The organism is Spirosoma migulaei, assembly GCF_054776855.1.
In genome coordinates this window covers 198,853-225,200 of the sequence record NZ_BAAHBG010000038.1, presented here as the reverse complement: position 1 = coordinate 225,200, position 26,348 = coordinate 198,853, and the positions used below count along the sequence as shown (strand labels likewise).

The 26,348-nt window shown below is 47.9% G+C and carries 30 protein-coding genes; 10 read left to right on the top strand and 20 right to left on the bottom strand.

Translation table 11 applies throughout. The features are described from left to right. The 8 genes from ACYVGO_RS34565 to ACYVGO_RS34530 form a co-directional block, all read right to left on the bottom strand. A partial coding sequence (locus ACYVGO_RS34565) for a DegT/DnrJ/EryC1/StrS family aminotransferase (protein ID WP_460973286.1) occupies window positions 1-758 on the bottom strand: 758 nt, incomplete at its 3' end. A gap of 116 nt (window positions 759-874) precedes the next feature. After that, a complete protein-coding gene (locus ACYVGO_RS34560) occupies window positions 875-1,351 on the bottom strand; it encodes a nucleoside deaminase (RefSeq protein WP_142773569.1) in 477 nt (158 codons plus the stop codon). Between the two features lie 115 nt (window positions 1,352-1,466). Beyond that, window positions 1,467-2,252, bottom strand: a complete 786-nt coding sequence (locus ACYVGO_RS34555; protein WP_460973285.1) for a nucleotidyltransferase domain-containing protein — start codon at window positions 2,250-2,252, stop codon at window positions 1,467-1,469. 91 nt (window positions 2,253-2,343) lie between these two features. After that, a complete protein-coding gene (locus ACYVGO_RS34550; RefSeq protein WP_460973284.1) occupies window positions 2,344-2,952 on the bottom strand; it encodes a DUF6992 family protein in 609 nt (202 codons plus the stop codon). Between the two features lie 56 nt (window positions 2,953-3,008). After that, window positions 3,009-3,587, bottom strand: a complete 579-nt coding sequence (locus ACYVGO_RS34545) for an NTP transferase domain-containing protein (RefSeq protein ID WP_460973283.1) — start codon at window positions 3,585-3,587, stop codon at window positions 3,009-3,011. Beyond that, window positions 3,580-4,053 carry a cyclic pyranopterin monophosphate synthase MoaC gene (gene moaC, locus ACYVGO_RS34540; protein ID WP_460973282.1) on the bottom strand — a complete coding sequence of 158 codons (474 nt, stop codon included), beginning with the start codon at window positions 4,051-4,053 and terminating at the stop codon, window positions 3,580-3,582. Before moaC ends, ACYVGO_RS34545 begins: the two co-directional genes overlap by 8 nt. A gap of 64 nt (window positions 4,054-4,117) precedes the next feature. Further along, window positions 4,118-4,417 carry a type II toxin-antitoxin system RelE family toxin gene (locus ACYVGO_RS34535; RefSeq protein WP_460973281.1) on the bottom strand — a complete coding sequence of 100 codons (300 nt, stop codon included), beginning with the start codon at window positions 4,415-4,417 and terminating at the stop codon, window positions 4,118-4,120. Then, a complete protein-coding gene (locus ACYVGO_RS34530; protein ID WP_460973280.1) occupies window positions 4,408-4,701 on the bottom strand; it encodes a hypothetical protein in 294 nt (97 codons plus the stop codon). Before ACYVGO_RS34530 ends, ACYVGO_RS34535 begins: the two co-directional genes overlap by 10 nt. A 175-nt stretch (window positions 4,702-4,876) precedes the next feature. Between ACYVGO_RS34530 and ACYVGO_RS34525 the strand changes: the two genes are divergently transcribed. After that, window positions 4,877-6,091 carry a molybdopterin molybdotransferase MoeA gene (locus tag ACYVGO_RS34525; protein ID WP_460973279.1) on the top strand — a complete coding sequence of 405 codons (1,215 nt, stop codon included), beginning with the start codon at window positions 4,877-4,879 and terminating at the stop codon, window positions 6,089-6,091. A gap of 10 nt (window positions 6,092-6,101) precedes the next feature. Here the strand turns inward: ACYVGO_RS34525 and ACYVGO_RS34520 are convergent, their stop codons facing one another. After that, complete coding sequence (locus tag ACYVGO_RS34520; protein ID WP_460973278.1) at window positions 6,102-6,968, bottom strand: DJ-1/PfpI family protein; 867 nt, start codon at window positions 6,966-6,968, stop codon at window positions 6,102-6,104. Between the two features lie 11 nt (window positions 6,969-6,979). Next, on the bottom strand, window positions 6,980-7,933 hold the full coding sequence (locus ACYVGO_RS34515) for a GlxA family transcriptional regulator (RefSeq protein WP_460973277.1): 954 nt from the start codon (window positions 7,931-7,933) through the stop codon (window positions 6,980-6,982). Window positions 7,934-8,096: 163 nt separating this feature from the next. On the opposite strand from ACYVGO_RS34515, the gene ACYVGO_RS34510 reads away from it, so the two are divergent. From ACYVGO_RS34510 to ACYVGO_RS34485, 6 genes are all read left to right on the top strand, one after another. Then, window positions 8,097-8,702, top strand: coding sequence for a DUF4254 domain-containing protein (locus tag ACYVGO_RS34510; RefSeq protein WP_460973276.1), 606 nt, complete (start codon window positions 8,097-8,099; stop codon window positions 8,700-8,702). An 86-nt stretch (window positions 8,703-8,788) separates the two neighbouring features. After that, the gene (locus ACYVGO_RS34505) at window positions 8,789-9,841 is read left to right on the top strand and encodes a glycosyltransferase family 9 protein (RefSeq protein ID WP_460973275.1); all 1,053 of its coding nucleotides are present in this window, start codon (window positions 8,789-8,791) and stop codon (window positions 9,839-9,841) included. Window positions 9,842-9,855: 14 nt separating this feature from the next. Then, window positions 9,856-10,713, top strand: a complete 858-nt coding sequence (locus ACYVGO_RS34500) for a chromate resistance protein ChrB domain-containing protein (protein WP_460973274.1) — start codon at window positions 9,856-9,858, stop codon at window positions 10,711-10,713. Window positions 10,714-10,778: 65 nt separating this feature from the next. Next, on the top strand, window positions 10,779-11,312 hold the full coding sequence (locus ACYVGO_RS34495) for a hypothetical protein (RefSeq protein ID WP_142773579.1): 534 nt from the start codon (window positions 10,779-10,781) through the stop codon (window positions 11,310-11,312). Window positions 11,313-11,359: 47 nt separating this feature from the next. Further along, a complete protein-coding gene (locus ACYVGO_RS34490; RefSeq protein ID WP_460973273.1) occupies window positions 11,360-12,325 on the top strand; it encodes a DUF1259 domain-containing protein in 966 nt (321 codons plus the stop codon). A 9-nt stretch (window positions 12,326-12,334) separates the two neighbouring features. After that, entirely contained in the window at window positions 12,335-13,483 is a 1,149-nt protein-coding gene (locus tag ACYVGO_RS34485) for a chromate transporter (protein ID WP_460973272.1), read from the top strand. A 20-nt stretch (window positions 13,484-13,503) separates the two neighbouring features. Here the strand turns inward: ACYVGO_RS34485 and ACYVGO_RS34480 are convergent, their stop codons facing one another. From ACYVGO_RS34480 to ACYVGO_RS34460, 5 genes are all read right to left on the bottom strand, one after another. Beyond that, window positions 13,504-13,980 (bottom strand): hypothetical protein, encoded by a 477-nt coding sequence (locus tag ACYVGO_RS34480; protein ID WP_142773582.1) that lies wholly within the window; start codon window positions 13,978-13,980, stop codon window positions 13,504-13,506. Window positions 13,981-14,102: 122 nt separating this feature from the next. Then, complete coding sequence (locus tag ACYVGO_RS34475; RefSeq protein WP_460973271.1) at window positions 14,103-15,098, bottom strand: glycosyltransferase family 9 protein; 996 nt, start codon at window positions 15,096-15,098, stop codon at window positions 14,103-14,105. Between the two features lie 71 nt (window positions 15,099-15,169). Next, the gene (locus tag ACYVGO_RS34470) at window positions 15,170-16,231 is read right to left on the bottom strand and encodes a DUF4249 domain-containing protein (RefSeq protein ID WP_460973270.1); all 1,062 of its coding nucleotides are present in this window, start codon (window positions 16,229-16,231) and stop codon (window positions 15,170-15,172) included. Then, on the bottom strand, window positions 16,231-18,639 hold the full coding sequence (locus ACYVGO_RS34465; RefSeq protein WP_460973269.1) for a TonB-dependent receptor: 2,409 nt from the start codon (window positions 18,637-18,639) through the stop codon (window positions 16,231-16,233). Before ACYVGO_RS34465 ends, ACYVGO_RS34470 begins: the two co-directional genes overlap by 1 nt. A 143-nt stretch (window positions 18,640-18,782) precedes the next feature. Continuing rightward, window positions 18,783-20,492 (bottom strand): helix-hairpin-helix domain-containing protein, encoded by a 1,710-nt coding sequence (locus tag ACYVGO_RS34460; protein ID WP_460973268.1) that lies wholly within the window; start codon window positions 20,490-20,492, stop codon window positions 18,783-18,785. Window positions 20,493-20,624: 132 nt separating this feature from the next. Here ACYVGO_RS34460 and ACYVGO_RS34455 point away from each other — a divergent pair, with 132 nt between their 5' ends. Together ACYVGO_RS34455 and ACYVGO_RS34450 are read left to right on the top strand one after the other, a co-directional pair. After that, window positions 20,625-20,930 carry a 2TM domain-containing protein gene (locus ACYVGO_RS34455; RefSeq protein ID WP_460973267.1) on the top strand — a complete coding sequence of 102 codons (306 nt, stop codon included), beginning with the start codon at window positions 20,625-20,627 and terminating at the stop codon, window positions 20,928-20,930. 9 nt (window positions 20,931-20,939) lie between these two features. Next, on the top strand, window positions 20,940-22,142 hold the full coding sequence (locus ACYVGO_RS34450) for an FAD-dependent oxidoreductase (protein WP_460973266.1): 1,203 nt from the start codon (window positions 20,940-20,942) through the stop codon (window positions 22,140-22,142). Here ACYVGO_RS34450 and ACYVGO_RS34445 read toward each other — a convergent pair. From ACYVGO_RS34445 to ACYVGO_RS34430, 4 genes are all read right to left on the bottom strand, one after another. Continuing rightward, window positions 22,132-22,698, bottom strand: a complete 567-nt coding sequence (locus tag ACYVGO_RS34445) for a pentapeptide repeat-containing protein (RefSeq protein WP_460973265.1) — start codon at window positions 22,696-22,698, stop codon at window positions 22,132-22,134. The genes ACYVGO_RS34450 and ACYVGO_RS34445 overlap by 11 nt on opposite strands. A 12-nt stretch (window positions 22,699-22,710) precedes the next feature. Next, the gene (locus ACYVGO_RS34440) at window positions 22,711-23,505 is read right to left on the bottom strand and encodes a thymidylate synthase (protein WP_460973264.1); all 795 of its coding nucleotides are present in this window, start codon (window positions 23,503-23,505) and stop codon (window positions 22,711-22,713) included. A gap of 110 nt (window positions 23,506-23,615) precedes the next feature. Beyond that, window positions 23,616-23,771, bottom strand: a complete 156-nt coding sequence (locus ACYVGO_RS34435; RefSeq protein WP_168207823.1) for a hypothetical protein — start codon at window positions 23,769-23,771, stop codon at window positions 23,616-23,618. Window positions 23,772-23,955: 184 nt separating this feature from the next. Then, window positions 23,956-24,417 carry an OsmC family protein gene (locus ACYVGO_RS34430; protein ID WP_460973263.1) on the bottom strand — a complete coding sequence of 154 codons (462 nt, stop codon included), beginning with the start codon at window positions 24,415-24,417 and terminating at the stop codon, window positions 23,956-23,958. Window positions 24,418-24,478: 61 nt separating this feature from the next. On the opposite strand from ACYVGO_RS34430, the gene ACYVGO_RS34425 reads away from it, so the two are divergent. After that, window positions 24,479-24,832: a hypothetical protein gene (locus ACYVGO_RS34425; protein WP_460973262.1), complete on the top strand. Its 354-nt coding sequence runs from the start codon at window positions 24,479-24,481 to the stop codon at window positions 24,830-24,832. A 22-nt stretch (window positions 24,833-24,854) separates the two neighbouring features. On the opposite strand, the gene ACYVGO_RS34420 is transcribed toward ACYVGO_RS34425, so the two are convergent. Beyond that, a complete protein-coding gene (locus ACYVGO_RS34420) occupies window positions 24,855-26,336 on the bottom strand; it encodes an FGGY family carbohydrate kinase (protein ID WP_460973261.1) in 1,482 nt (493 codons plus the stop codon). Window positions 26,337-26,348: the final 12 nt, after the last annotated feature.

Genomic DNA, 26,348 nt, shown 5'->3' with positions numbered 1-26,348 from the left:
TCTGGTACCCGGCGCGTTTGTACCAGACCAACAGCAGCATGAAGCTCGCTGATGCGGTAATTGAAGCCCAGAATTGGGTGCTGTTCCATGCCCCGGTTAGAGCCTACATGGTCGTGACCGTGATCAGAGTACGAATCGGCGTGTTTATAGGCCGTTTCATCGTTGGTGACCATGATACCCCCTTCGCCCGCTGTTGCGATCTTGAAAAAATCGAACGAATAAGCTCCGGTTTTACCCCAAAGACCCGTGGAAACGCCTTTGTAACTGGCACCCATTGCCTGGCCAGCATCTTCAACAAGCACCAGATTATGCTCGTTCACGATAGCCATGATGGCGTCCATATTAGCCATCTGGCCACACATGTGCACCAGGCAAATGGCTTTGGTCTTTGGTGTAAGCACCTTACGAATGCCGTCTGCGCTCAGGCACAGCGTTTCGTCAATATCAGCAAAAACGGGGAGAGCACCCGCCATCAGAACCGCTTCGACCGTAGCGATGTAGGTAAAAGGTGGTACAATAACCTCATCACCCGCACCGATTCCGGCGGCCGCTAAGGCACACAAAACGGCGGTTGAGCCGCTCGATACAGCGTGCGCGTACTTGGCGCCAACCACCTTGGCAACCTCAGCCTCAAACTCGCGGGCTTTATAAATATTGTTGCGTTGCGCTTCGTGATTATACCGAAACAGGATACCGGTCTCAAGCACATCATTGATTTCCTTGCGCTCAGCCGCTCCAAAAAATTCCATTCCTGGCATGACGTAGACTGTTTAGTAAGTCGCTTCAGAAGTTAAGATATTAAGAAGCGGCTTTTTTTCTGCAAAAGTACAGGTTTAAACCGAGAACGAATATATCGTTTCAGGAAGGTACGCTGTCAATATAGAATTCGTTTCTCCAAAGCGATCCATTCCTGAAAAACGGCATCTGCTTCGTCTCGTAAAAGCTGGTGCATGGGAATGTGCCGTTGCTCACGCGGTTTATCTAATTCTTCATAAATAAACTGATCGTCGAAACCAGCTCCAGCGGCATCGGAATGAAACGCCCCGTACACAATCCGGCTGGGACGTGCCCAGTAAATAGCGCCCAAACACATAGGGCAGGGTTCGCAGGAAGCGTAAAGTGTGCAATCGGCCAATTGAAACGTACCCAGATTTCGGCAGGCATCCCGAATAGCCACAACCTCCGCATGGGCGGTCGGGTCGTTTGTGGAGGTGACCTGATTGCAGCCACGCCCAACTATTTCACCATTTCGGACAACTACAGAGCCAAAAGGCCCGCCTTGTCCGGTTGTCATACCCTCGCGCGCCAGTTGGATGGCCTCGCGAAGAAATTGTTCATCCTGATCTGTCATTTTTTATGGTCATATATTGTCATAGGTAGTCATTCGTTGTCATTTAGTGTGATTGCCTGATTGGTTAACAGCGAATGACCATACATGACAACGAATGACTACCTATGACAAGTTTTTAAAGAGCGGCAAGATACTTGGTGACTGCCAGTTGAGCGGCACTATTTTTCTGGAATGTATCGGGAGCCAGTGCATCACGGAGGGATTCATACAGATACATGACTTCCCACATGCTACTCAACAGGGTTGTTCGGTCAGGCATGGATACGGTCTTACGAAGTTGCGTAAGCTCCTGCACACCAAACGTAGTTTCTGCCCGGCGAACCCCGCGTGGTAAACTCGAATTTTTAAGGTGTAACATGGGTCCAAGTACCGCATTTCGAACAAAGGCAAGAAAATCAATGGCTTCAAAAAACTCACCCCGACCCACTTTTAGGGCAGCATAATGTGCCCAAATCCAGAACCGATCTTCGGCCCATTGAAAATCGAAAGGTGGATATTGTGCCGTTGACTGCTGGATAATGTTCGTCAATGTCTGATCCCGCTCCCAAAGTATGGTTGGGTCTTCTACGCGATGATAAAATTCTTCCGGCGTCAGGAACTTGATATCTACGTGCAGTAACGAGGTCGCATACAGTACAATCAACAGGCGGGGCTCACCCACGTGATCACCCCGAAAGGAAGCTAATACAGGCCCAAAATTGGCCGCATAGGCTTGCATTTGATTCACATCGGGAGCGATTTTCTGGTTCGTCACCAGTACCAGATCGAGGTCAGAATACGCATCCAGTTCACCCGACGCCCAGGAACCACCGGCTGCTAATCCAACCGTTTCGGGGTCCTGCTGTATGAACTCAATAGCTTTTGAAATGAAGGATTGAAAAGGTTTTAAGTGATCTTGCATCGCTCGTTGCCGTTGGTAAATTATCGCAGAACGGCTCAGTTTAATGATAAGTTCAGCCGATGACTGGCTTTCTATAGCTTACATCCACCGTTTAGCGGATCGGAATAGCCACGCCAACACCCGCTGGCCCGGCAGAAAGAAGAACCCGTTCCTGCTTATCGCCCCGATTTTTGGCAATGAAATAGTTGACCAGATCGAAGGCGAGTAAAAATCCGCCCTGTGCCATAATTGATTTACCATATCCGCTAAGTTGATCGGCCTTGTCTGGATGCGATTCCGCGCGCTCCCGCAAATACCCGCCACCAATCACGTAGGCAACATCAAGTCCGGCATTGATCAACAACAGCTGTTTCATGTTCTCGTGTTGCCGAACCGCATCAGCCAACGTTTCACCATCTGCCTTTCGCTTGCGCGATCCTAGTAGTCCCGCTCCGGCAATACCGAGATTGACCAGATTCCAGTAGACATTCATTTTGTGAAAATATTTCGTTTCACCCGATGTCTGACTTGCGGCAACAGCTCCAACCGCAATATTGGCCAGGGCGAAGCTACCCAGCGTGAGGCCAAGTGTTTTCTGGTGCTTAATCCGCTGTTCGCTAAACTCCCGAAGTTCGGGCGGGAGGGATGCGCGTTGGGCTGTTGCGGCCTGATAGAGAAGTAATGAGCTGGCAGCAAGGAAAATATGTCGAATCGGGTTCATCGTATATGAATGAGCACAGGCCTTTATAAGATTGAACCTGAAACCCAATCTGATGTTCACAATCCCAATTTCTTCCTCGACGGTTGATCATTAATATTTGTCAATTCACGAACATCCGGTACACTCAGCAATTGAATATCATGCTGTTGTAATAATTGGCGGGGTGAGTACACACCATCCTTAACAGCCTGCTGTAACATTGGCCCAAAGGCGGGCTCATAAATACCCAGCAACGGTTCTGGCAATTTCCCATCTGAGTCGTAGAATACCGTTGCCATTTTTTCACGATTACGCCCCTTCACCAGGGCATCCAGCGACTGAACGGTCAGCAGGGGCATATCGCAGGCAACCACGAACCAGGCCGCTCCAGGGTCGTAAGTAAAGGCCGAAAGAATACCGTTGAGTGGTCCGTCAATAGCGTATCGGTCAACAATCCGAAGTTGAAGTTGACCGGAAGCTTCCAGCTCGGCTTCCTGATTTACGTTTACCGACCAGAAAACAACGCTGCAATAGGGCCGCAACATTTCCATCAGGTGTTCACGCTGCGATTTGCCATGGTAAACTAACTGCGCTTTATCTTCTCCCATGCGGGTACTGCGACCGCCAGTCAGGATGAGTCCATTCAATTTACTCACGTCGAAAATCTCGTTTACCGCCCGTTTTTTCTATGAGCTTGGTTTCCCGAATAAGGATGTCGTGCGAAAAGGCTTTGCACATATCGTAGATAGTTAAAGCCGCCACCGATGCGCCCACTAACGCTTCCATTTCGACGCCGGTTTTACCTTCAGTCGATACCAGACAATCGACAATAGCATCTGTCCCTTCGGTCGTAATGGTAACCTGGCAATTGTCTAAACCCAGTGAATGACAGAGGGGAATCAACTCATCGGTTCGTTTGGCAGCCATAGTTCCGGCAATAATGGCTGTTTGAAATACAGGCCCTTTCTTCGTTGAAATATCAGTGCCTGACAAATGCTTCATAATATCGGAACCCAATGCAACTACTGATTGGGCGCGGGCTGTCCGTCGTGAAATGGCCTTACCGCCTACGTCGACCATAGCCGGGTTACCTTCTGCATTGAGATGCGAAAAATCACTCATAATGAAAGTGGATAATGCATAGCTTACTTCATCTATGCTAATTTTCTTTAGAAGAACGTAAACGTTATTTGGGGGGAAATTTCTTATAAATATCTCCTCTGCTCAAAATTGTGATGATAAGTGTAGCTGCCATTTGCTCGTCGATTGGCGGGTTATACTCAATACCCATTCGCCAGCCACCCACTCTAATTCGGTAATAATTCTGACTTTTTTTCTGTCCCTCCATGTATTTATAATCTACACCTGAGCTTTCTAAATCGTCGGCCTGCTCTAAATCTTCTAAAATCTCTCGAACAGACTGTTGAATTTTAGATGGCAATTTTTGCAATTCCTTAATGAAAGATTTCCTTACGGTTATTTCCATCCCATCTGGGTTTTCAACTCGGCGAGAGAAACGGTTGGTTCCGCGGTACGAGTCTCCATAATTTTCATCATTAAATAATCATCAACGTCTTCATTTTCAATTAGTTGAATTATTTTTTCCACTTCATCAACAGAGAAATTATTTCGCTTTTTTTTCGTCGCAAAACTAACGGGCGAAATCCCTATTTTCCTCGCAATGTAATCATTACGATAACCTGCAACGTCGATAAGATTCCCGATATGGGCAACCAGGTTTTTATAATTACTAACAATTTCCGAAGCCATATATTAGTTTTTGTTAATCTTACATGACAAATATAAGCAGAAAATAGCACGATTACACGTCATTGACTATAGCTGAATTAGTTTGTGCGTTAAGATGTAAAAAAGAGTTCATAAACTGATTTACGATTTGATCGGCAATAAATCGTAAATCGTACCCCGTAAATCGCAAATCATTATGCTTTCCGTTTCCGACGCTTTTTCTATTACTCAACAACACCTGCTCACATTACCGACCGAGACCGTTTCGATTGACGATGCCAATGGTCGTGTACTTCGCGAAGCCGTCCGGGCTGACCGTGACTTCCCACCCTTCGACCGGGTGGCGATGGATGGCATTGGCATTCGCTTTGCTGACTTCGCTGCCGGACAGCGGACATTTCAGGTAGTAGGTATGCAACGCGCCGGGCAACCCCAGCAAACGGTAACGGATGCCAATACTTGCCTGGAAGTGATGACGGGTGCTATGTTGCCCGTTGGTGTGGATACCGTTGTGCGCTATGAAGATACGCATATTGTGGCTGGACTTGCCTCAGTCACGATTGAGGATGTAGAAGTGGGGCAGCATCTTCACCCCCAGGCAACAGACCGCCGGGCGGGTGACGAGTTACTGCCGGTTGGCACCCGCATGGGACCATCCGAACTGGCGGTTGCGGCTTCGGTTGGTCAACATGAACTGATCGTCACGGCACTTCCTCGGGTGGCCCTTATCTCAACCGGCGACGAATTGGTGGATGTTACCGAAACACCCCTGCCCTACCAGATTCGCCGGTCGAACACCTATATGCTCCGGGCCGCTCTGGCATCACTCGGCATTCAGGCAACTCTGCATCATATCGTGGACGATGAAGCCCTATTGCAGGAGAAGTTACTCCACCTTCTCAACACTAACGATGTACTAATCCTTAGTGGCGGTGTCTCGGCGGGGAAAGCTGATTTTGTACCGGATGTGCTGGCTCGTCTGGGTGTTCAGAAACATTTCCATAAAGTAGAGCAACGGCCTGGCAAACCGCTCTGGTTTGGCACGTCGGCAGCGGGCAAAGCCAATCCAGGCCGGACAGTCTTTGCGTTACCCGGCAATCCCGTCTCGACGGTGCTGTGTGCTTATCGGTACGTACTCCCTTACCTACGCGTTTCGCTGGGTTTAGCGCGTGCTTCAGTTCGCTATGCACAATTAGCTAAAGCCGTGGTATTCAAACCAGCCATCACGTATTTCCTGCCCGTGCGCCTTACCTCCGAACCCGATGGCCGCATACTGGCTCACCCCCTGCCTGGTTCTGGCTCAGCCGATTTTGCCAATCTGTTAGCCGCCGATGGGTTTATGGAATTACCAGCTGACCAATCGGAGTTTGCCGCGGGAGAAAGTTTTCGGGTATGGGAAACGCTGCGGTAAGTAGCCTTTCTCATTTTCGCCCGGCGGCCATTTTTGCCGACTGTTCCACAACCAGCCCTTCATTGGGTTTCCATTTATCGTACTCCATATAGCGGGCGGTTTGGGTAGCTATGGCAAGGCCTTTCAGTTTAGCAACTACGTGTAGGGCACCATCAATACCTGCCGATACACCCGCCGTAGTGATGATTTGGCCATTATCGACAAAGCGCGTATTTCGGAGTATTTTGGCTTTAGGCGTCGCGTTTTGCAGATTGTCTATGTAATTGTGAAAAGTAGTGGCCTGCTTACCATCCAGCAAACCCGCTTTGGCTAGTAAACCGGCACCTGTACAAACAGACAGCATAATTTCGGCTTCCTGAGCACTGGCTTTTATCCAGTTGATCAGCGGTTTGTTTTCCAGAAATGGACCCGTTTGTCCACCAGGCAACACGACAATATCCGGTTTTGGGCAATCAGCCAGGCTGTAATTCGGTATGATTTTAATGAACCCCTGACTAACGATTGGTTCTTTCGTAAGCGCTACCGTATAGACTGTAAAGCCTTCTGTTGACGCAAATACCTCACTCGGGCCAGAGAAGTCCAGCACCTCTACGCCGTTGTGAATAAAGATGGCCACATTGCGCTTCCCGACTTTTTTCTGACCCATCCGCAGCGAGTCCATAAGAGCAACACTCCGTTTAACAAAGGGCATCCCGCAATGCTTACAAACGCCTGGTTCATCGTGACGCTCTAAGTCGCAGGCATTGTTACAAGGTTCGCAGTAATAGGCCATTAGCACAGCCTTTGTTTTCGATTTCTGGGCATAAGCAGCGTAGAACGACCCGGTCAGTATACAAACCAAAACCAGGTATCGGGCAAACGTGAATGGAAAACTCATTAGCGTAGTTGTTAGGAGGAAACTGAATATCGTACTGTAGTCGTGTTACCTGACTTCTGCCAGATTCGCCGGAGTTGACGGGCATCCTGAAAACCGCACCTGGCGGCAATGGCTTCCATGGTCATACCCGGATTATGCTGTAGCGTTCTGGCCAATTCCAGCCGAAGCTGGGTTGTATAGTCATGGATGGTGGTTCCTGTCTCTTTTCGAAAGGTGCGTGTCAGGTTTCGGGTACTCATGTTAGCCATTTCGGCCAGTTCCTCCAGGGTTGCCTTTACTTCCAGATTGGCAATCAGCCAGTCCTGCATCTGGTGAATAGCCACGTTCATGTGGTTTCGGTAATCCAGGTAAACGCTTTTCTGTGAATGGTCGGCCCCTCGCCGAAAGTACACGACTAACTCGCGGGCTATTTTTGTGGCAAATAATGCACCTTGCTGCTCTTCCAGAATGGCTAACGCCAGGTCGATACCCGCTGTTATGCCCGCGCTGGTGTAGTTATTCCCATCCTTCACAAATAACCGATCGGTTTGTGCTATCAACCGTGGGTAGGTTGTTTGTAATTCATCAATTCGCTTCCAGTGCGTGGTACATTTCCGGCCATCGAGCAGACCAGCCTGAGCCAATATAAAGGCTCCCGTACATACCGAGCACAAGTGAACGCCTTTTGCCTGTTGGTTCCGTAGCCAGTCAAAAAAAACAGTTTCTCCCTTGAACCGATCCGACCGAATGTACTCCATTTCCATACCAGGCAGAAAGATAAAATCTCCTGACTGAGCCTGAACCTCTGTAAACGGCAAAACCGCCCCAAAATTCAATCCTGCGGAGCTGGTTACCGGGCTCTCGAAGGAACAATACGTCAGTTGATAGGCAGCTCCGTATTCGGCGGCTTCGTAAAAAACCTGAACTGGTCCCGTTAGATCAAGAACGTGTACACGTGGCGGTACAACAAAAATCACTTGTGCCATACGAACCATCGGATAGTGAAATTAGCGTGTAAAAGTACATACCAATTTGAGTACGCAAGGGCCAACCACCGGACATTTTGGGCCATACTTCTACTGACCTCGACTAACCTCCTTTCCTACATTCCCAACGAAAACGTATATCTTTGCGGCTGATTAATCGCCTATGAACGCTACGTTTGCCAACGACATTTTCCGTCAGAGCATTCAGGATTACCACCTGACCGACTACGTCGATACACCTATCAATAACCCGTATTCATCAAACGGTATTGCCTATTTATTGTACAAAAAGAACTGGATTGATACGGTTCAATGGCATCTGGAAGATATTATCCGTAGCCCTACCATTCGGCCCGACGAATTAGTTGCCATTAAACGCCGGATTGACCAGTCGAATCAGGATCGTACCGATACGGTAGAGGAGATAGACAGCTGGTTTTCAGAACTTTTCATGGACGCCATTCCTAAATCGACGGCCCGAATGAATTCCGAAACACCTGCCTGGCTCCTCGATCGAATGTCGATTCTGCAACTCAAACTATACCACTTCCGCGAGCAGGTTGAACGGCAATCTGTTTCGGATGAACACCGCCAGAAAGCTCAACAGAAATTAGCCATACTACTCGAACAGGAAAGCGATCTGGCCCGCTGTTTCGATGAATTAATTGAAGACATCCAAAACGGCGACCGGTATATGAAGGTCTACCGACAGATGAAGATGTACAATGATCCTACGCTGAACCCGGTCCTTTATAGTAGTCAGAAATAGTCATTGATTGTCATTGATCGTCATTGATAGCTGAACAACTTAATGACGATGAATGACAATCAATGACAATTAATGACTCATGACGAATGAATCAGCTGCTCCTTCTTCGGTTTTCGGCCATGGGCGATGTGGCCCTGCTGGCACCTGTTGTTCAGGCGTTCACGCAACGGTATCCTGAGGCTGAGATCACGTTGGTGACGCGGGCCAAATTTGCCGTTTTTTTCGAGGGATTTCCTAACATCCGCATTGTAGGAGCCGATTTTGATGGACAACATAAGGGACTGGCTGGACTGATTCGTTTGTTCAATGAACTGCGCCAGTTAGCTTCTTTTGGGGTGGTAGTCGATGCGCACCAGAATTTACGGTCGGGGGTCCTGAAAAGCCTGTTTCGGTTAATCGGTGTTCCATCCGTAACAATTGACAAAGGCCGGGCGGAGAAAAAAGAACTAACCCGAAAAGAGAACAAAATTCGGCGACAGTTGCCCCACAGTGTTGAGCGATACGCCAGGACATTCGACAAAGCGGGTTTTACGCTTCAACCTGCTCAACCCTTTCAGTTCCCATCCTTTACATCTGCCAAAGGTGAACTCACTACGTTTCTTGACCACCATACGGTGAACTATAGCGTACCCTGGCTTGGCATTGCTCCCTTTGCCCAACATGAGCAAAAGATGTGGCCGTTCGAACGCTTTGCTTCTTTACTGGAACAACTTTATGCCGCAACACCAGCCACCATTTTCCTGTTTGGTGGGGGCGCCAGTGATATCGCTCAACTTGAAACCCTTAGGGAGCAATTTCCCCAGGCTATCCTGGTAGCTGGACATCTTTCGCTTGCCGCCGAACTAGCCCTCATCCGACAGCTAACCGGTATGCTGTGCATGGATTCGGGCAATATGCACCTTGCGGCTTTGAGTGGCGTACCTGTGCTATCTATCTGGGGAGCTACGCATCCTGATGCAGGTTTTGGCCCCTGGGGACAAGGTGACGAAGCTATTCTTCAAATTCCGGTCGACGTACTCACCTGCCGCCCTTGTTCTGTATTCGGCAACAAGCCCTGCTGGCGGGGTGATTTAGCTTGTTTGAACGATATTTCGGTAGAGTTAGTGGTCATGAGAGTACGGCAGATGCTGGCTCGTTAAGCTTTATTCCCGCTATGATCTGGATCACCCGCGAACGCCCAAAAATTGACCGATTAGCCTGTCCATGGCTCATTCGCCGGTTTATTGACCCAACTGCTGAAATCCATTTTGTACCAGAAGGACAGGTCGAACTACAGGCGCTGGCATTGAATGCAATCCCATTCGATATCCCGGGTGTAGAATACAGCCATTACGAAGATCGCTGCACCTTTGATTATTTCCTCCAAAAGCATAACCTCGCAGATCCGGCGTTACAAACGTTAGCCCCCATCGTGCGTGGTGCCGATACGGACGATCATTCCTTAGCCGCTCAGGCTGCGGGTTTGTGGGCCATTTCGGCAGGTATGGCCTTCAATATCAAAAATGATCAGCAGTTGTTGGAACAGGGGTTCATTCTCTATGATGCCCTTTATAGCTGGGCCAGGCACCTCCAATCTGTAAAACATACCCAAAGTCCAACGGAGCGGCTATTGCTGGAAGTTCTTCACACCTATCTTAAACCGACTGGCAAACGGAAGACACCAACCTGGGTAAAGGAGCTCAAAGAATTGATTCAGGATCAGATTGATACCAACCTGGCACTTAGTCTGAATGACTTATCCGAAAGTCTGGATGTGAATCCGGCCTATGTATCACGGGCCTTTTCTCGCTACTTCGACGATCTTTCCTTTGGGGAATACATTCGTAAGTTGCGGATCGAAAAAGCGGTGCAACTGCTTGAAACAACTTCCTATAGTCTGTCTGAAATTGCCTACCTGACGGGCTTTTCAGATCAGAGTCATTTTTCCCGAATTTTCAAGAAATTGATGGGTCAAAATCCATCAGACTACCGAAAAAACAGACAAAAAGGTAAAGCAGGTACAAAAGGTTAAATTCGTTCTATTTCTGACTCGTCTGCTGGCTTATTCTTGTGACAGAAAAAGCTACTATCTGTGTAATGCGGGTCTCACAATACGTTCGTTACCAATCGTTTAGTTGTCTAGTTGCGTTAGCTGGATTTATATCGCTCAACGTTAACGCCCAAACGCCACCGCCCCCTGTTTATCCTCGCATGGTGGGTTATTTAGGTGTACTTCATCCCATAGTAACATTCGATGGAAACGGCAGCGAAACGAATTTCAATCAATACTATGTCGTTGGTTTTCCGATTGGCTTGAATCTCTGGAAAACAAAACAGCTTGGTTTTTCAGTTGAAGTCGTGCCCCTCATCCGGGCCGAAAATGGAACCAGCCGGGTGGCGAATGTGCTCTTTCATCCGGGTGTACTGGTCAATTTAGGCCACGATTTCACCCTTGCCAGCCGACTAGCGTTTGAAACATCGGGCCGGTATGGGTTTACGCCTGTTCTAAACAAACTTGTAAAAAAAGGGCCAACAACGAGTTATTTCGTGGCAGTTCCGCTCCCAGTTCGGTTTGGAAACGACCGCCCTACATCCATGACAGTAGGTTTGCAGTTTGGTATTGTTTTCTAACTAGTTGACTCCCTAATTATGCCCTCTATACTTTGCCTAACGAGCCCATGAAACGACGACATTTTCTACAAACAGCAACCTTAGCTAGCACCATACCCCTCTGTGGAGGCCCGATAGCCGAACCAGTGTCGCACCTTAAAACACCAGCCTTGTCGGTGGCGGAACAGGATGCAATTGCCACTGCGATAGGCAAAAAGGGTACCTACAACGAAGCGCAGGCCACCTATAACATAGCCCTACCACGTAACGATTTGAAGGTAACTGTAAAAGAGGAGTCAGTTCCGATTCCCTTTGGCTTTGGCGGCTGGGTTGCGTTTAAGAAGACATTGGATGGCACACAAACCGTGATGATGAGCGACACTGTGCTACTGGAATCCGAAGTAAATCCCTTGATCGACGCTACTCTGGGAGCTGGACTGGAAGTTGGCGCCATTCATAATCACTTCTTTTATGAACAACCGCGCATTTTCTATATGCACCTCCACGGCATGGGCGATGCGGTTGCATTAGCCAAAAAGTATGCGCAGGCTATTAGTCAAACCAAACTCTTTCCGGCAAATCAACCCGCACCAACAACCACTCCTACAGCTCAAACTGGAAATGAGCTTTTTGATTTGCCTGCTCTGGATGGCATTGTCAACTACAAAGGTGTTGTCAACGGCCCAACGTATAAATACACAGTGGGACGAGACGATGTGCAGATTGTGGCAATGGATGCCGAGATGACGGCTGCTATTGGCCTAAACTCATGGGCTTCTTTTGCTGGAAAACAGGATGCCGCTCACATCGCGGGCGACATAGCCATGCTGGATACTGAAGTTAATCTGGTTGTTAAAACGTTGCGAGATCATAAGTTAGAGGTGGTTGCTCTGCACCACCACATGTTGGGAGAGCAACCGCGAACGATCTTTCTTCACTACTATGGCCGCGGGCCAGCATCAGACTTAGCCAAAGGATTCCGGGCCGCGCTCAACCAGGTGGGAAAGGGGAAGTCAAGTGGAATGAAGCATTAACTCAATGGTATGGAAGCTACGATTCTACCGTATACAAAAACCGATCTGGTCCGCTATTTCCTCCGATTAGGCACTATTGGTTTTGGCGGTCCGCCAGCTTTAGTTAGTGCTATGCACCACGATCTGGTTATGGAACGCCAGTGGATAAGCGAGGAAGATTATCGGGAAGGGCTAGCGTTAGCACAATTGGCACCCGGTCCGTTGGCGGCCCAGTTAGCTATTTATCTGGGGTACGTCCATTACAGCATTCTGGGCGCAACATTGGCGGGTCTTACCTTTGTACTCCCTTCTTTTTTCATGGTCGTAGTGTTGGGGTGGGCTTACCAACATTTTGGCGGACTACCCTGGATGCAGGCAGTTTTTTATGGTATTGGGGCCGCAGTAATTGGCATTATTGCCATAGGGGCGTACAAGCTAACGACCAAAACGGTGGGGAATGATTCGCTGGGGTGGATTTTGTTCAGTTTATCGGCCGTAGCTACGGCGGTAACCGAATCGGAATTACTATGGCTAGTGCTCATGTCAGGTGGTATTTATTGGTTCGCAAAAACTCCTCCCTCTTCGATCAGGCCTGGCTGGGGGAGCAGTGTAGCTCCGTTTATAGCACAGGTTTTAGCAGTTCCAACTGATTCCATTTTGTGGAAATTAGTCTTTTTCTTCGCCAAAGCGGGTGCCTTTGTATTTGGAAGTGGGCTGGCCATTGTTCCATTTCTGTACGGAGGGGTTGTTAAAGAATACGGCTGGCTAACTGAGCAACAGTTTTTAGATGCTGTCGCTGTAGCCATGATTACGCCGGGACCGGTAGTCATAACCGTGGCGTTTATTGGCTATTTGGTCGCGGGTTTCACAGGGGCCTGTGTGGCGGCATTAGCTACATTTATACCCTGTTATCTGTTTACCATATTACCGGCACCTTACTTTAAGCGGTGGGGTAAACATCCGGGGGTGAAGGCATTTGTTGATGGCGTAACGATTGCCGCCGTTGGAGCCATTGCGGGTGCAGTTATTGTATTGGCTCGTCGGCAACTGGTCGATGCAGCGGCAATTCTGATTGCAGTAGCAACCATTGTACTTCTTTATCGATTTAAAAAACTACCCGAATTAGGTATTATTGGCGGAGCTGCCGTGGTTGGTTTGCTTCTACGCTACATTGGGTAAACCAAAGAAATAGAGCGGTATTAGGGTAATTTCTCCCGTAAAATCTGCAAAATCAGTTCCTGACCGATCTTCAGCTCAGCTATATCCTGACGCATTCCGTTTATATCCTGACGCATCGCATCTTGCTTTTCGTCAATCTGAGCAAATTTATCATTTACTTCCCCAAAGCGTTGATCCATTTTGCGGTCAACTTCCCCAAAGCGTTGATCCATTTTGCGGTCAACTTCTCCAAAGCGTTGGTCCATTTTGCGGTCAACCTCCTCAAAGCGTTGGTCCATTTTGCGGTCGAGCTGGCTGACACGTTCATTTGTACTATCTATAGAATCAGCCAAACGAGTTACTTCCTGCTGAAGTTCGGCTTGCCCTTTTCTAAGACTATCCAACCCTTGCTGGGTATCAACAGTTAACTTCGCTACTGCTTTAGCAATTAATTCTGACTGCTTGCTCTGATCGACAGCCAACGTTTCTAACTGTTCAACTCGTTCTTCTAAATACATAATTCTATAGCTTTCTTTTCAGCAGGAAATTTATGGCAACGTACTATTAAAACGGTAAATAGAAAAATTCGTCACAAAAAAAATGTATTTATTTTCAATAATATTGCTTACATATTCACTTATCACTCAAAATTCTTTTTGGTTCGCAATTCTTTCACTTCAAAATCAAAGGGGAGGTTATTCATACATTTGAAATGCTTCATGGGGCAATTGTCGGCATTGGTAGCTGAACAGGGCCGGCAACCTAAGCCGGGAGTCTCGAGCCGGACGTGAGGGGTTTTATAGGGGTAAAATCCAAACCGGGGCGTAGTGCTACCCCAGATCGAATACACTTTTTTGCGGAAGGCAGCCGCAATATGCATGAGGCCTGTATCATGACTGAATACAACCCGCGCCCGTTGCAGCAGCGAGGCCGACTGGTTGAGGTTGTAAAGGCCGCAGGCGTTGTAGATCTGGCGTTCACCAATGGCCTTCATAAGTTCGTCGCCAACTTTACGATCTGCTTTATCACCGAGCAGAATAACTGGATAGTTGATCTTAAGGCACAGCTCAATCATTCGTAACACAGGCAGTCGGCGGGTTAGACTTTGCCCACCAATTGCATAGGCTACAAACCCGTGCTGATGTGTTTCGGGAAGCCAGTCGATCTCAACTTCATCTTTGTAGGGGATGAAATAATCTAGTCCCAGTCCGTCATTCTCAACACCTAAGGACTGAACCGTAGCCAAATAGCGATCCACAATGTGCTGTTCGTTCAGGGCGTTCACCTTCCACCGAACATAGAGCCACTGGCGAAACGACTGCTTTTCAATACTAAATGAGCGACACCCCAAAGCTGCCTTTATAAGACTGGTCAGGAAAGTATTTTGGAGGTCAATTACGTAGTCGAACTGTTCGACTCTAAGCTCTTTGATCAGTTTATATAGGCTTGAACCGATATAATGAGCCTGGCTGATATTCGGATTATACTCGACTGTTGGCTGGTATGCTCTGTTGGTGCAAAAATGGACGACGGCATTCGGGATTTGTTGTTTTAGACAACGAACTACTGGAGTCGTTAGCACGACATCGCCAATAGAGGCAAATTGCAATACCAATAGTTTTACCGGGCGAGCCATGTTGTGATGATTTACACAAAGCTATTTTTTTTGTTGCAACTACCCAAACCGATTAATAACTCCATTACAGGCTAGAACTGCCACCAGCGCGGTTTATTCGGTGTACGGTATAAACTATTTTCACAAACAACACAGGCCGAAGGCTGAGGCACAATGGGGACTGGATCTAAATCGGGAACTCCCTGACCAGTACTCCGATCAACATTGATGTATTGCTCGGATACGCCTGTTGCCCCAAAAAAGCCATAGACGAGCGTGGATGGGTCGTTTACACAGTGAAGATTGCCCTGCACCGACGAGGGTGCCGCATCGAATAACCCACCCGTGTTGCTAACTAACCCTTTCACACTTTTCCAAAATTGATAAGCCCCTTTGCTAATCGCCTGTTGCTGTACTTCGAGATAATACTTACTGGTCGATTTATAAGGTACACGCATGATTAACTGCCGACTGATGGCCTGACCATTGATATTGGCATCAGAACTAAGGCTGATGCAATTATAACAACGGGTGATATTCCAACAATTTGAACAGCACCCTAAACCTGTGAGCGTCCCATTTGGCAGCTCTCGTTGCGAACAGACCGCTGTAAATTCATAGTTCTGCCAATCCCATTTGTAGTAGTTCCCGAGTACCTCAGGATCTTTGGTATCCAGGTAAACATTCCAACCCTGGTTCTTGGCAAAATTCAGCCCTCCTGTTTCTACAGTGTACTCATAATACAGTTTCAGAATTGGGGGAGCAGCCTGTAATACTTCAGCATCCGACTCGTACTGCTTTCCGGCTTTGGTCTTGATTGTCAGTTTATAACTACGCCCCGCCACTCCCTGAATCCCGTTGGCTGACGTTACATAAACCCCGCCCGGCGATTGCTCCTTCAGTACTTCCTGGTTACCAAGGTTATCAGAAATAGTCACTGTTGCCCCCGTTTCGAGCAGATTCAAACTCTTGTAAGAGTAATCTGCGGTCTTCGTTAATTTGACGGAATAGGGTCCCGGCTGATCGGTAATTTGCCCTTCTACAATCAATGATGTCGGAATGCTAACACTACCTGGCTGAAACTCAGTGACGCACGAAATAACCAGTGCCAGAACAAGTAGTAGTTGGGCATATATAAAATAACGTAGCCTCATCAGAATTTAAAATTATAGGTCAGCGAGGGGAAGGCGGTTCCGAATATAGATAGCTTGTACGCATCTGAAGCAGAGGCCGGACTCAGTTTATAAAAAATAGAATATGCATTTTTGTGCGCGTACACGTTGTAAACGGAGAACACCCAACTACTCTGATTCCGCTTTTTCTTAAGTGGATTTTGCTCAAAAGTCATTGAAAAGTCGAGCCGGTGATAGTCAGGAACACGCTGCTGATTTCGATCGATGTAGATCGGAACAAGTATACCGCCCACTCGGGCAATTGCGGCTGGCTGCGTGGTTGGTCGGCCAGTGCTATACGTAAAATTCAAGGACATGCTGAACCAGGTGGAGGGACGGTACGTAGCCAGAACGTTCAATGTATGCGGCTTATCGTAATTGGCCGGATAGGGATTTCCATTGTTCACCCGTTCGTCAGTATAAGGGCTGTTCATCGTTAGAAAGGTACGGGCGAATGTATAACTCATGAAGCCCGTCCAGCGACCTTTGTTTTTCCGCAGCAATCCTTCAAGTCCGTAGGCCTGCCCACTTCCCTGCACAATCTGGGTTTCCACGGCCTTCGCCAGCTGCAACTCGGCCCCATCTCGATAATCAATAGCATTGGTCAGGGTTTTATAATACATCTCGCCCGATACTTCAATCGCGTTATCGGCGGTATTTCGAAAATATCCCAGCGACCATTGATCGGCGATGACTGGCTTTGTGTACTGATCACTCAGGTGCCAGCGTGAGGTTGGCAAGGCAGCCGTTGTATTTGTCACTTGTTGAATGTACTGGCGTAACCGGCTATAACCAGCCTTGATGGCTTTTCCCTCACCCACCGACCAGCGTATAGCCAGTCGAGGCTCCAATCCTCCGGTTGAGTGGTAAATCTTTCCAGCAGCATAGGTTTGGGTTGAGGTAACCGTTTCGTCCTGCTTGGGGCCATTTTCCTGATAGGTACGTACCGATGCCGGGCCGCGGTTCAACAACTCCGAATAACGTAAACCGGCAACCAGGGCTACGTTCGTATTTAATTTCCATTCATCCTGAATGTAAGCCGCCAGTTCATAAGCCCGTTCGCGATCGAGATCAACCGGCAGCACATTGGAGTAGGGGCCGGGTATTCGGGTATTGGGTTGTAGCAGATAGTCGATGGCGCTCACGCCAACTTGCCACTGGTGGGTTTCGTTCGGCGTAAAGGTTAAATCCGATTTGATCTGCCTATGCCATACGCCTGATTGAAGCTGAAACGCATTCGATGAATCGGGGGAAGACAAATCAGCCTTATAACGACTCAGAATAACGGCAGTAGCCAGGTTCACCTGCTTACTCATGAAGTAATTCCAGCGCAGTACCGCGTTCATTGTCTGGTAGTTGAACTGGGTCGAGGACGCATTGATTTCCTGCCCCGACAATGAATCCGATGCCAGTTTGAAAATATCTTTACTGAGATAGCCTGTTAGTGTAATCGTGTTTTTCTCATTGGGTTGATACTTAAACTTAGTGGTCAGATCATAAAAGTTGGCCTTTGTCCCTCTGAGATTTGGGGGAGCTATTTTAAACAGAAAATCATTGAACGACGCCCGTGCGGCTACCAGAAACGACAGTCTATTTTTGATAATTGGCCCTTCAACTGCTAATCGGCTCGATATTATGCCGATTCCCCCGTTCACGCTCCACTTCTCAGCATCGGGTTCTTTAATCTTTACATCCAGTACCGACGATGCTCTACCACCAAAAGCCGCTGCCACGCCCCCCCGGTTCAGGGTTACATTACTCACCACGTCAGGGTTGAATACCGAGAAGAAGCCCATCAGGTGGCTGGAATTAAAGACGGGCGCATCATCAAACAAAATCAGATTCTGATCGGCGCTTCCCCCCCGAACATTATACCCCGGTGCCCCCTCGCCTACCGTTGTCACACCCGGCAACAGCAGTAAACTGCGCACAATATCGACCTCCCCCATTAACGGCGGAATGCGCCGGATACTCTTAATGCTTAACTGCGATACTCCGATTTCGATCTTACGTACATTCCGATCCGGTGCCTCGCTCGTTACAACAACCTCCTCCAGATCCTTTGAGTCATCTTCCATGACGATCTCGCGGAAGAGCGTTCTTTGCAGCGAAATCGTGTCTTGTTTGGTCCGGTAACCAACGTGTGAAAATCGCAGGATATAGTTACCGGGTGGAAGTTGTACGGTATAAAAACCATCTTTTGCCGTCACGTAGCCTTTGGATACGTTCAGCACCACGATGTTCGCCCCCTGGATGGGCTTCCCGGTTTTAACATCCTTCACATAACCCGTTGCCGAAAACGTAACCGATGGAGTAGCAGGATTTCGTTGCTGGGCAAAAGCCCCGTTGAGCAAACACAATGAAAACAACAGTAAAGGTAAAACGCGCATAGAGTCGGGATTAGAAGCGCAGAATAGCGTATGATAATACTATCTGAAAATGACGGGGCAATACAATAAAAGGGTAATTGTGTCTAATTTACCCTTTTATTGTTGTCATTAACCAATAATTAATATTCCTTAGCTTAGTCTATCTATAGGCCCTTACGTATACTCTCCCGCCGTTGTTGCAGGTAGTCGCTCATTTCGGCCAGCGTCAGCGCATTGAAGGTCATCGCTTTGGTTAGGCCTCCTTTGCGGCCAATTGCCACGCCGTAGTGCATGTCCAGCAAACCGGCCAGATCGTGGGCGTCGGGGTTGATACTCAGCATGACGCCTTGTTGCATGGCGTAGTCGATCCAATGCCAGTCGATGTCGAGACGGTAGGGACTGGCGTTGATTTCGATGACGACGTTGTGTTCGGCGCAGGCGTCGATGATGGCGCGATGATCAATGGGGTAGCCTTCACGGGCCAATAACAACCGACCGGTTGGGTGGCCCAGAATAGTGGTGTATGGATTTTCGATGGCCTTCAGCAAGCGCGTCATGGCTTTTTCGAGCGACATTGTTAGGGTTTGGTGCACGGAAGCCACAACATAATCGAACGTAGCTAGCGTGGCATCATCGTAATCTAACGAGCCATCGCCCAGAATATCAGATTCGATGCCTTTGAAGATCCGAAAATCATTGCCAAAGCCTTTGTTGAGCTGGTCGATCTCCAGTTGTTGCTGTTGCACCCGCTCAGCATCCAGGCCACCCGCGTACGAAGCGGTTTTCGAGTGATCGGCAATGCCGAAATAAGTTAATCCTAACTCGCGGCAGTACGCAGCCATACCGGCCACCGATTGTTTCCCATCCGACCAGGTGCTGTGGTTATGAAGCGTTCCGCGCAGGTCTTCCCAGGTTACCAGTTCGTCGTTCTGATGCCGACTAGCCCAACGAAACGCGAAATCATCCTCCCGCATTTCAGGAACGATGTAAGGCAAACCGGCCCGTTCATAAATGGCGGTTTCGGACGTTTCTTCGCTGGTATACGCTGCCTGCAATAAGGTCACCCCACCAGCTCCGGCCTGTTTCAAATGCGGCTCGGCAGCCGTGTGGATGAACAACTGACGGTCGATCTGCTCGGCAGGATAAAATAGAACCTCGACCTGCACATCGAAACCCGCCAGCCGACCGCGCCACGCAAACGGCGACGATTCCAGTTCATGTTGTTCCAGATTTGGTAATTGACTCAGGGTCAGCATCGCCGAAACCGGATCGCTGGTTTGCACAAGCAATTGCACTACATCGACTTCCTGCGCTTTCAAACGCACCTGCCCGCTGATTTCGACCCGCTCGAAGCGTTTCATCAGTTCATCGTGCAGAAGGTTAGCGATCATGGCCGCTTTGTCCATGCGCACTTTTCCCTGCTGCTCCTGCAAAAACTCCAATGCCGCCAGAATTTTTTCCTGCGTGCTGGCCCCAAATCCTTTGATTTTGGCAATCTGACCATTCTCTCCCGCTAACTGCAGATCGCGGAGATTATCGATACCCAACTCGCGCCAGAGGGTACGTACTTTCTTGACACCCAGCCCTTTGATACGAAACATATCCAGCACGCCCGAGGGTGTCTCAGCCAGTAATTCATCGAGGTCCGTTAAGCGACCCGTATCGGCAATTTCCCGGATTTTCTGAGCAACAGATTTGCCAACACCCTGTAGCTTAACGAGTTCTTCAACGGGTAAGTTGGCCAGATCGGCGGTAGATTTATCCAGGTTAAACGCTGCGGTCTGGAATGTGCGTGTTTTAAACGTATCGCGGTCGTGGAGTTCCATCAACCGGCCCGTGAGTTCGAGCAGGTCAACGATTTCAGAATTGGTCATGAGAAAACGGTCATTTACTCCGCAAGTTAGGCAATCGGTCAGATTTTCGCAGGCGTCAGCAACAGGCTGACTATACCTTTACCTCACCAGCCAGCCAATTGGCTCAATCAACCTCAAAACGCTATCAACACAATGGACTCCTCGACACCAATGCCCGAACGCGATAACTACCTCTGGAAGAAAGCGAAAGCCCGCGTCGGCTTTCAGATGCACCTCCGTACCTATTTGATCGTCAATGCAGGGCTCTGGCTTATTTGGGCCTTTACCAACTTCGCTTTCCGTTCATCAGGACACTACGGATCGGTTTTCCCTTGGCCTTTCTTTGCGATGTTTGGCTGGGGTATCGGTCTGGCTTCACATTATCTTGCGGTTTACCACAACAGCGAAAAATCCATGATTGAAAAAGAATATCAGAAATTAGTTAGTGAGCACCGATAGGTAAAATCAATGTCGATCAATACAAAAAAAGCAATTCTCATTGGTTGCGGTATTTCAGGGCCAGCAATGGCTCTGTTTTTAAAACGGGTTGGAATTGACGCCACGATCTACGAAGCGCGAAACCAGCCTAAAGATGATGCTGGAGCCTTTTTAGGCATTTCACCAAATGGCTTAAACGTACTTAAGGAGTTCATGCCTCTCGGCGAAATTCTTACCGAATTTACGCCGGGGAAAATGACATTCTTCAATGCAAAAAACAAGAACATTGGTGAAATCGATACGGCAAATCAAAACGAATTATACAGCGCAGAAACTGTACAATTAAAACGAGGTTTGCTCAATAAAGCCATTCGCGAAGTGGCCATTGCCAATGGAATTAAAATCGAGTTAGGCAAGAAATTAAAATCAATTTCTCAATCCGAGGATTCGGTAACTGCTTTCTTTGAAGATGGAACAAGCGCTACTGCCGATTTTATAATTGGTTGCGACGGTATTCATTCAGTAACCCGTAAGTCGCTGTTCCCGAATGGACCGGCCCTTTCGTACACTGGGCTGCTTTCGACAGGTGGTTTTACCAGACTGGCCAACGTTCAAAGTTTATATGGGTCCATTCGGATGACCTTTGGTGAGCGATCATTTTTTGCGTATGCCGTTTCTAACCTAGGCGACGTCTGGTGGTTCAATAACATTTCCCGAGAAAAGGAACCAAGGCGCAATGAATTGGCTGCCTTAGAACTCGACCAGCTCAAAGACACACTAGTAGCGTTACATAAAAATGATCCAGAACCCATTGCTGAGATTATCAAATCGGCTGATAGTGTGGAAATTTACCCGATTTACGACATCCCATTTCTAGAAAAATGGCACAAAGGCCGGGTTTGTCTGATTGGAGATGCCGCCCATGCGATAGCACCCCATATTGGCCAAGGAGCATCCTTAGCGCTGGAAGACACCATTGTTTTAGCCAAATGCATTCGAGATTTACCAACCCCGGAATCAGCCTTCGACAAATTCCAATCGCTACGGCAAAGCAGAGTACACAAAATTGTTAAGGAAGCCCGAAAAGTGGGCGACAATAAAACTGTCCCCAATAAATTCCAGCAGTTCTTCAGAGATTTATTATTACCTTTTTTTGTAAAGATGGAAGCAAAAAAAATGGACTGGGTGTATGCCTACAAAGTAGACTGGAATGAAAAAATCATTATCCGTTGATGATCAACTCATACTTCGTCAATAAACCGGGCAAGTTTTGCAACGAGAATTTAGCCTTCTTCATTTTATTTTCGTCCGGATTCAATTCAATGTTATAGGAGCTTGAGAAATCTACCTGTGTCAAATCATTGCCTTCAAATTTGGCGAACTCCAGATTACAGTTTTTAAACACGCTTCCAATCAGATCACATTTTATAAAGTGAGCCTCTATAATTGAACAATCTACAAATTTGGCTTTCTTTAATTTTCGATTCAGGAAGGCTGCGTTATCAAGCTGGCATTCCTGAAAATTGACGTGAAATCCAAACGCATTACACTGGCCAAAATCTACATACGTTAGTTTACAGGTAAAAAAACTAACATCGTAGAGTTTCACATTTCCCAGTCCAACTCTCGTTAGATTACAGTCTTCGAAACGACAATTGATAAAGTTTGAGTTTGTAAATTCGGTTCGGGATAAATCCAGCTTTTTGAATGTACAGTGCTCAAATTCCTGATTCGTCCATTGGTCCGGTAAGTCCTCAAGTTGAGCAAAAGTCTGCTTATAATACTCCATGTAAACGTTTACCTAGACGGCCACCGGCGCCTTAATAGCCGGATAAGGATTGTAATTTTCGAGCGTAAAATCGGCATAGGTGAAGTCAAAAACCGATTTCACATCCGGGTTCAACCGCATGGTTGGCAATGGTCGAGGCTCGCGGGCAAGCTGCGTCTCAACCTGTTCCAAATGGTTCAGGTACAGGTGGGTATCGCCCCCCGTCCAGATGAATTCGTGTGCCGTAAACCCACACTCCTGCGCAATCATCATGGTAAACAACGCATAGCTAGCAATATTGAACGGTACACCCAGGAATACATCGGCACTGCGCTGATAGAGCTGGCAGGAAAGCTTACCGTCTGCCACATAAAACTGCATCAGTAAATGGCAAGGGGGCAACGCCATGTTCGGTACATCGGCCGGGTTCCAGGCCGAAATAATCATCCGACGCGAATCGGGTGAGTTTTTCAGTTGCTTCAATACGTCCTGCAACTGATCGATCACGCGCCCATCTGGTGCGGCCCAGCTACGCCATTGTTTGCCATACACGGGCCCCAGATCACCATTCTCGTCGGCCCACTCATCCCAGATCGATACACCGTTGTCTTTCAGGTACTTGATATTGGTATCGCCTTTAATGAACCACAGCAATTCGTGAATAATAGACTTGGTGTGTACCTTTTTGGTGGTCAACAATGGGAACCCATCTTGCAGATTGAAACGCATCTGATAACCAAATACGCTGATGGTTCCGGTACCAGTCCGGTCGGTTTTTCGGGTGCCGTTGTCGAGAATGTGGCGAAGCAGGTCGTGATATTGTTGCATAAACAAAAGTCGTAAGTCGACGGTCGTCAGGCAAACTTTAGGGCAAAAAATAACCTCGCTATTTACATAAGTAGCGAGGTTAACAAGCTATTCAACGTTTAGTCAAGCCCTTATACCTTGGCTTTTTTCATGCAACAGGCATGGCTACCTTTCTCACAAGTGGCAGACTTGGCTTTTTTCACTTTCTTCTCTTTGCTCACTTCGCCAGCAAATGAAAGGGTAGTCAGGGTGGTCAGCAGGGCCAGACCAAGTAAGGCTTTTTTCATGGCAAATGCAGTTGTTAAGGTTCTTAACGCATTAACGCGCTTCGAGCTAATTTATGCAAAAATTACGCCATTCGTTTTTTAAACACAGAGGAACAGAGATTAACACGGAGTATACAGAGCAATTGGTACTCAAAAAAAACTCTGTTTACTCTGTATTAATCTCTGTTCCTCTGTGTTTAAACCCTTACTCCTGAATTTCAAATGAATACGTTATCTCAGTAGAAGGCCGCAGTTGGGCCGTTGCCGAGCAGTATTTGTCCATCGATAGGTCGATAGCCCGTTTTACTTTCTCAGGGTTTAACTGGCCTTTCAGCAGATAGGTAATATGGATTTTTTTGAATGGAGCCGGGATGGCGTCTTTTTCGCGTAAGCCATCCACTTTCAGTCGAAAATCTTCGATTACCTGTTTCTGTTTTTTCAGAATCAGAATTACATCGATAGCTGAGCAACCTGCCAGGCCCATAAGCATCATTTCCATAGGGCGTGCTCCGGCATTGTGTCCACCAATATCCGTAGCCGCGTCGATGTGTTGCGCCACGCCCGACTTTCCTAAGGCTTCGAAATGGAAGGCATCGTCAACGCGTACGAGTTCAACCTGCATGGTCGTGTATTCCTGAATGGTAGCAACTGGTTGTGAATCAATCATTGTCTTTTTTGCGTTTATCAGGTGAAGTGTTTATTTTCACCATTTCAAAGTAAATAAAATCATGTCCGAAAAATTCACCGACGACCTCTTCGACCTTAAAAACGACCGGCGGTTAAGTGTGTATCTATACCGGGCTGGCTTTGGAGCCTGGTTGCTTTACATCGTATCGGGCGCGCAGTTTATGCAGTCGATGCGCATGTACCGAACAGATTTCGGTGTGTTCTCGTTCTTTCTGATGGTCATGGGTTTATCCGCGTCCATGATCTACGATTACTATCATCATCCGGTTGAGTTTGCTCAAAAGAAAAAATGGCTGGCATTCAGCTATTTGGTTCTAGCTGGACTGATTTACTTCTTTATTCTGCACAACGAACCAATATCTCTTGAGCACCTTTTCGGGTCGGGTTTGTTTTAATTTGCCTAAAACGTATTGACACTTAGTTGATAACCGTTTGCCATCCCACATAATCGGCAAGGGCCTTTTCCTGACCAATGCCCGGATTAATCGTTTCCCTATTCGAATTAATTGAGGTCAGGTAAGCCAGATCTTTATAAATTCCGGTTTTCAGTCCTGCCAGATAGGCCGCTCCCTGGGCCGATACATCCGGCATGCCTTTGTTAACGACAGACTTACCAAGTAGATCGGCCAAAAACTGGAGGACAAACGTATTCGCACTGATGCCCCCATTCACCATTAGTTCTTCCAGCGAAATACCCGTATCCTGTTCCATCGCGACAATAACGTCCTTGATCTGGTAGGGAATGGACTCCAGAGCCGCCCGGACAATATGATTTTTGCTCGTGCCAAACGTCAGCCCTGAGATAGATGCTTTGCGCGACATTTGCCAATGCGGAGCGCCCAAGCCGCTGAAAGCCGGAATTATATAGACGCCACCATTATCAGCAACAGCCGTTGCCATCGCTTCCGTTTCGGGGCTTTCCGCAAATAATTCCAGCGTGTTTTTCAGCCATTCGATGGTGGCTCCGCACGTGACAATAACGCCTTCCAACGCATAATCTACCCTTTCCTCAGTGCTCCAGCAAATCGTGGTAACCATCCCATGTTTCGATCTGATGGGCTTTTCACCGATGTTCATAATGATGGAACAACCGGTTCCTAAGGTTGCTTTGGCGGTGCCGGGTGAGAAACAACCCTCCCCAAACGCAGCCGCGTGTGAATCCCCGATCAGGCTAGTAATGGGCAAATTATGATCGAACAACCCATTGAAATTCGACTCACCGAAGAAGGCTGACGAGGGCTTTAGCTCCGGCAAATTCAGTTTCGAGAGGCCAAACGTTTGTAGCAGTTCCTGATCCCAGGCCAGCGTGTTGAGGTTGAAAAACAGGGTTCGGGAGGCATTCGTATAATCGGTCAGGTACCGCTGGCCGTTCGTTAATTTATAGAGTAACCAGGTATCGACCGTTCCGAAATACGCCTTCCCCGCATCAATCGTCTGCCTGACTTTTTCAACGTTTTCGTACAACCAGATGAGCTTGCTGCCCGAAAAATATGGGTCGATGAACAGTCCCGTTTTTTCCTGAATCGTCTCCTCCAATCCACCCGCTTTTAGTCGCTCACACACGCCGATGGAGCGCTTGCACTGCCAGACGATGGCATTATGCAAGGGCTCTCCCGACTCGTCCCAAACGACGAATGTTTCGCGTTGATTCGAAATTCCACAGGCTTTGATTGCCTTCAGATTACCCCCTTCGGCCGCAAACGCGCCCATGCATTTACCAACGGATGTGAGCACATTCCGAAAAATTTCGTCGGGCTCCTGCTCCACGTACCCATCCCCAAAATAGTTGGTTTTCAACGGCTCCGACGCGCGGGCAACAACGTTACCAGCTTCGTCAAACAGAAGCGTTTTGGTACTGCTGGTGCCTTGATCAATGGCAAGAATATAGGAACTGGTCATGTGTGTTAATGT

Coding starts and splice junctions, on each gene's coding strand:
- ACYVGO_RS34505 (WP_460973275.1), top strand. CDS start 8,789: ATGAATCAGCTGCTCCTTCTTCGGTTTTCGGCCATGGGCGATGTGGCC.
- ACYVGO_RS34525 (WP_460973279.1), top strand. CDS start 4,877: ATGCTTTCCGTTTCCGACGCTTTTTCTATTACTCAACAACACCTGCTC.
- ACYVGO_RS34510 (WP_460973276.1), top strand. CDS start 8,097: ATGAACGCTACGTTTGCCAACGACATTTTCCGTCAGAGCATTCAGGAT.
- ACYVGO_RS34450 (WP_460973266.1), top strand. CDS start 20,940: ATGTCGATCAATACAAAAAAAGCAATTCTCATTGGTTGCGGTATTTCA.
- ACYVGO_RS34445 (WP_460973265.1), bottom strand. CDS start 22,698: ATGGAGTATTATAAGCAGACTTTTGCTCAACTTGAGGACTTACCGGAC.
- ACYVGO_RS34500 (WP_460973274.1), top strand. CDS start 9,856: ATGATCTGGATCACCCGCGAACGCCCAAAAATTGACCGATTAGCCTGT.
- ACYVGO_RS34550 (WP_460973284.1), bottom strand. CDS start 2,952: ATGAACCCGATTCGACATATTTTCCTTGCTGCCAGCTCATTACTTCTC.
- ACYVGO_RS34435 (WP_168207823.1), bottom strand. CDS start 23,771: ATGAAAAAAGCCTTACTTGGTCTGGCCCTGCTGACCACCCTGACTACC.
- ACYVGO_RS34555 (WP_460973285.1), bottom strand. CDS start 2,252: ATGCAAGATCACTTAAAACCTTTTCAATCCTTCATTTCAAAAGCTATT.
- moaC (WP_460973282.1), bottom strand. CDS start 4,053: ATGAGTGATTTTTCGCATCTCAATGCAGAAGGTAACCCGGCTATGGTC.
- ACYVGO_RS34475 (WP_460973271.1), bottom strand. CDS start 15,098: ATGGCTCGCCCGGTAAAACTATTGGTATTGCAATTTGCCTCTATTGGC.
- ACYVGO_RS34490 (WP_460973273.1), top strand. CDS start 11,360: ATGAAACGACGACATTTTCTACAAACAGCAACCTTAGCTAGCACCATA.
- ACYVGO_RS34485 (WP_460973272.1), top strand. CDS start 12,335: ATGGAAGCTACGATTCTACCGTATACAAAAACCGATCTGGTCCGCTAT.
- ACYVGO_RS34560 (WP_142773569.1), bottom strand. CDS start 1,351: ATGACAGATCAGGATGAACAATTTCTTCGCGAGGCCATCCAACTGGCG.
- ACYVGO_RS34480 (WP_142773582.1), bottom strand. CDS start 13,980: ATGTATTTAGAAGAACGAGTTGAACAGTTAGAAACGTTGGCTGTCGAT.
- ACYVGO_RS34440 (WP_460973264.1), bottom strand. CDS start 23,505: ATGCAACAATATCACGACCTGCTTCGCCACATTCTCGACAACGGCACC.
- ACYVGO_RS34465 (WP_460973269.1), bottom strand. CDS start 18,639: ATGCGCGTTTTACCTTTACTGTTGTTTTCATTGTGTTTGCTCAACGGG.
- ACYVGO_RS34530 (WP_460973280.1), bottom strand. CDS start 4,701: ATGGCTTCGGAAATTGTTAGTAATTATAAAAACCTGGTTGCCCATATC.
- ACYVGO_RS34425 (WP_460973262.1), top strand. CDS start 24,479: ATGTCCGAAAAATTCACCGACGACCTCTTCGACCTTAAAAACGACCGG.
- ACYVGO_RS34430 (WP_460973263.1), bottom strand. CDS start 24,417: ATGATTGATTCACAACCAGTTGCTACCATTCAGGAATACACGACCATG.
- ACYVGO_RS34460 (WP_460973268.1), bottom strand. CDS start 20,492: ATGACCAATTCTGAAATCGTTGACCTGCTCGAACTCACGGGCCGGTTG.
- ACYVGO_RS34535 (WP_460973281.1), bottom strand. CDS start 4,417: ATGGAAATAACCGTAAGGAAATCTTTCATTAAGGAATTGCAAAAATTG.
- ACYVGO_RS34495 (WP_142773579.1), top strand. CDS start 10,779: ATGCGGGTCTCACAATACGTTCGTTACCAATCGTTTAGTTGTCTAGTT.
- ACYVGO_RS34455 (WP_460973267.1), top strand. CDS start 20,625: ATGGACTCCTCGACACCAATGCCCGAACGCGATAACTACCTCTGGAAG.
- ACYVGO_RS34515 (WP_460973277.1), bottom strand. CDS start 7,933: ATGGCACAAGTGATTTTTGTTGTACCGCCACGTGTACACGTTCTTGAT.
- ACYVGO_RS34420 (WP_460973261.1), bottom strand. CDS start 26,336: ATGACCAGTTCCTATATTCTTGCCATTGATCAAGGCACCAGCAGTACC.
- ACYVGO_RS34520 (WP_460973278.1), bottom strand. CDS start 6,968: ATGAGTTTTCCATTCACGTTTGCCCGATACCTGGTTTTGGTTTGTATA.
- ACYVGO_RS34470 (WP_460973270.1), bottom strand. CDS start 16,231: ATGAGGCTACGTTATTTTATATATGCCCAACTACTACTTGTTCTGGCA.